The following is a 3,806-nucleotide window of genomic DNA, read 5'->3' on the forward strand; positions in this document are numbered from 1 at the left end:
ACAAAGCTGGCTTTGTCCTTGGGATCCCAGGTGGAAAGCTCCACCTTGAATTCCGCAAACCCGAAGGTCTTCAGCACGGCATCGGCAAAGTCGATGCACGCAGAGACTTCATCTTCGATCTGTTCGGGAGTGCAGAAAATATGCGCGTCGTCCTGGGTAAAGCCGCGCACCCGCAGCAGGCCATGCATGGTGCCGCTGCGCTCGTAGCGATAGACGTTGCCAAGCTCCGCGTAGCGCACAGGCAGATCGCGATAGCTTTTCGGCGTGTTCTTGTAGATCAGGATGTGACCCGGGCAGTTCATCGGCTTCAACTGGTAGTCGGCATCATCCAGCTTGATCGGCGTGTACATGTTCTGCGCGTAGAAACCCGCATGCCCACTGATCTTCCACAGTTCATGGCGCATCACGTGCGGGGTGAAGACCATATCGTAACCGCGACGGATACATTCTTCCCGCATCCAGTCTTCCATCAGCTTGCGGATGATGCCGCCCTTGGGATGCCAGAAGACGAGGCCGGGGCCGGCGATGTCCTGAATGGAGAAGAGGTCGAGCTGTTTGCCGAGCACGCGATGGTCGCGGCGCTGCGCTTCTTCCAACCGCGCAAAATGCTCGTCCATCTCTTTTTTGGAGAAGAAGGCGGTGCCGTAAATGCGCTGCAGCTGCGGATTTTTCTCGTCCCCAAGCCAGTAGGCTCCGGCAATACTCATCACCTTGAAGGCCTTGACGCGGCTGGTGGAAGGCACATGCGGGCCACGGCAAAAGTCGACAAAGGCGCCATTGCGATAGAGAGAGATCTTTTCGCCGGGCTGCGTGAAACGCTCAATGAAGTGCATCTTCATAAAGTCGTTTTCCGCTTTGAAGCGCAACAAGCCTTCGTCGCGAGGCTCCCACTCGCGAACGAATTTCTCATCGCGAGCGACGATGACCGCCATGCGATCTTCGATGGCTTTCAAATCGTCCGGCGTAAAGGGCGTGGGACGGTAGAAGTCATAGAAGAAGCCACTGTCGGTCGCGGGACCGTGACCCAGCTTCGTCTCCGGAAATAATTCCAGCACGGCGGTCGCCATGACGTGAGCGGCGGAATGACGCACAACCTTGAGCGCTTCGACATCTTTTTCCGTGAGCAGGCGCAGGGTCACGTCTTCGGTCAACGGCGTGGTCAAGTCAACCAAGCGCTCGCCCCCGGCATCCTCGGCGGAGTACATTGAAGCTTCGCTGGCGGATTTCTCCTCGTCCGCCGCGGTGGATGCTGTAGCGTGAGTCGGCCTCGTCTGAAGCGGAGATACCTGGGCGACGACCGCAGCAGAAGCCAGGCGGGGTGAAATATCCGTCGCAATCGACAGGGGAGTGGTTCCGGCGGGCACGGTGCGGGCGCTGCCGTCGGGCAGCTGCACCTGAATCGATCTTGCATCTATGTTCATGTTAGTTCCTAAATGATCGCAGATATCAGGATAGGTGGTTTTTGCGGTGTCCGTCGAGCGAAAGCCCTGATTCCTGAGTGAGGTGGTTGCATGCATGATATTTCCGGCGGTCGATTCCCACTGATGGCCCTCGTCTTCTGGGTGGGGCTATGCGTTCTTGTGGGTTTAATTTCCGGTCTGCTGACCAGGACCGAGATTTCCGGCTGGTATGCGGGCTTGAAAAAGCCATCGTTCAATCCGCCGAACTGGATCTTCGGGCCGGTGTGGACCACGCTGTACATATTGATGGGCGTGGCGGCATGGATGATTTGGACGCAGCCGGTATCGCAACTGCGGACCTATGCGCTGGCCTGGTTTGCGATCCAACTGGGCCTGAATTTTCTTTGGAGCCTGATCTTCTTTCGCTGGCATGCGATTGCGGGCGCGCTGGGAGAGGTCAGCATTCTTTGGCTGGCCATTCTGGCGACCATGGTGCTGTTCTGGGAACTGCATCCGCTGGCGGGCTGGCTGATGGTGCCCTACCTGGCGTGGGTCAGCATTGCGACTGTGTTGAACCTAGGAATACTTCGGTTGAACCGGGAACGGTGATTCTCCCAGGTTAGATCGCCGCGGCGACCGAACCTGGGGCAACCGGGATTCGTGTGATTGCTAGTCGTCATCCTTGTAAAAGGTGATGTCGAGGGTGCGCAGGTAGGTGTGCAGGCCGGCATCCTGGATCGGAGTGAGGTAGGCGCGCTCGCCCGACTCATTGCGATGCTCATGCCAGTAGCCCGGCGGAGTGACGAAGGCAGCGCCGGATTTCCAGTCGACGCGAGTGGGATTTTTGATGTGGCCGTCGGAGCCTAATTCCGTGCCGACCAGGGTGTAGCAGCCGGGTTTGGCGTCGATAATCAGGTCCACCGCGACCGACTGATGGCGATGCGGCAGCTGGCGGGTGTTGGGCTCGATCAGGCCATACATGGCCCACAGCACGTGGGTCACGGTCATGGTTTGCATGCAGCCCGGGTTGCCGAGAATCAGGCTGACGCGGCTGCGAGTAGCGGCTTGGGGATCGTTCGCGGCCCGCTCCAGCGCTTTTGCCAATTCGCTGTGGGTGTAATGGGCGGGGGCGAAACGCGGATGGCTTTGTTGCACTCCAAGATAGTCGAGCAGCGGCTGATCGTTGACCCAATAGAGCGCGGAGGTTTCCTGAGCACGATGCCGTGCGGTGCTTCCGGGCAACGTAAAGAAATCTCCCTGCGACCAGCGAATTTCGCGATCGCCGACCGTGGATACGCCGCTGCCGCGAATGACATAAAAAAGCTCTGACGTGGAATTGGCGGAGGTCTCGAGTGTGTCGCCGGCCTCGATACGCAGAAAGCTGGCGGCGAGTGATGGCGTACTGGCTGGGGCGGCAGACTTGAGCGCCTGCGACAGATCGAGCGGGATGATGCGGCTGGGAGCGGTCGCATACAGATCAGCAGCAAACTCGGCATAGGGAATGGGCGGAACGCTTCCCGAAGCAACGGGGTCGGCGGCCGAACTGTACTCAAACATCAGCGCGTTTTGCTCGGCGCTGTTTTCGGTGGCTGGCATAGCGGATGACTTGGTTTCGGGATGGGTGAGTGTGCTCATGGGTCGCCCTCGCAGCGGCAGATGTGTCGCTCCTTCTCATAATAGGACCAATCGCGGGAAACCGACGTTTGTTATCTTCGCTACCATGGGCCGCCACGGCTTACATCTCTGCCGCTGTGATCTCCTCGAACACATCGGCATTTCGTTCAAAAGACGGGAGGTCACCGCACTGACAATCCAGCACCTCGCAGAGTTGGCCTAACGGGTCGCCGTGCCAGTTGCGACGTTCGTCCCGAAGTTGCTTATTCTACAGGTGAAGGGGTTGCCAGGGCTTCGCTGCCATGGGTGAACCACCAGGCCTGCAAATAATTCAGATAATAGGATTCATTGCGGGAGATCGTAGTGGTTCCCACTGCGAAGTGGCTAAGCGTAGCGTCTGTTTTGAAAGGGCTGTCCATGTTGAGATCAATCCCACCCCCGGTTTGGCTGGATTTATAACTGGAACGCCGTTGGCGAAGCATGCGATGCCTCCGATCGCAAGTAGCCCGCCCACCATTGCAGCATCTTCTTTCGCTCTGGCGCGCGTTCGGCCAGGATGTAAACGGCGCGGATTCCCTGCTTCTCGTGGCTCATCGCTTTTTCGATCACATCGCGGTTGAAGCCCTTTTCCGTCAGCAGCGTTGCGCCGGTACGCCTCAGATCGTGGATGGTGAGCGGCTGCATGTCGAATGTCAGCCCCTCCAGCGCTTTGTTGAGGGCATTGCGTGCCAATGGCTTCCGAGTGCTTCCCCGGCCCGGCAGTACCAACTCAGACTCGCCAGCGAGCGCCTT

4 protein-coding genes are annotated in these 3,806 nt (G+C 58.6%); 1 reads left to right on the forward strand and 3 read right to left on the reverse strand.

Features of this window, described 5'->3' with window-relative positions:
* A partial coding sequence (thrS, locus tag VMU57_RS09980; RefSeq protein WP_325382954.1) for a threonine--tRNA ligase occupies positions 1 to 1,421 on the reverse strand: 1,421 nt, incomplete at its 3' end.
* 90 nt (positions 1,422 to 1,511) lie between these two features.
* Between thrS and VMU57_RS09985 the strand changes: the two genes are divergently transcribed.
* Complete coding sequence (locus VMU57_RS09985) at positions 1,512 to 2,009, forward strand: TspO/MBR family protein (RefSeq protein WP_325382956.1); 498 nt, start codon at positions 1,512 to 1,514, stop codon at positions 2,007 to 2,009.
* A 60-nt stretch (positions 2,010 to 2,069) separates the two neighbouring features.
* On the opposite strand, the gene VMU57_RS09990 is transcribed toward VMU57_RS09985, so the two are convergent.
* Together VMU57_RS09990 and VMU57_RS09995 are read right to left on the reverse strand one after the other, a co-directional pair.
* Positions 2,070 to 3,035, reverse strand: coding sequence for a cupin domain-containing protein (locus tag VMU57_RS09990; RefSeq protein WP_325382958.1), 966 nt, complete (start codon positions 3,033 to 3,035; stop codon positions 2,070 to 2,072).
* A gap of 432 nt (positions 3,036 to 3,467) precedes the next feature.
* Positions 3,468 to 3,806, reverse strand: a 339-nt coding sequence (locus VMU57_RS09995; RefSeq protein WP_325382960.1) for a tyrosine-type recombinase/integrase, incomplete at its 5' end; no start/stop codon positions are given.

Source organism: Edaphobacter sp. (genome assembly GCF_035532915.1).
Taxonomy (GTDB): Bacteria; Acidobacteriota; Terriglobia; order Terriglobales; family Acidobacteriaceae; genus Edaphobacter.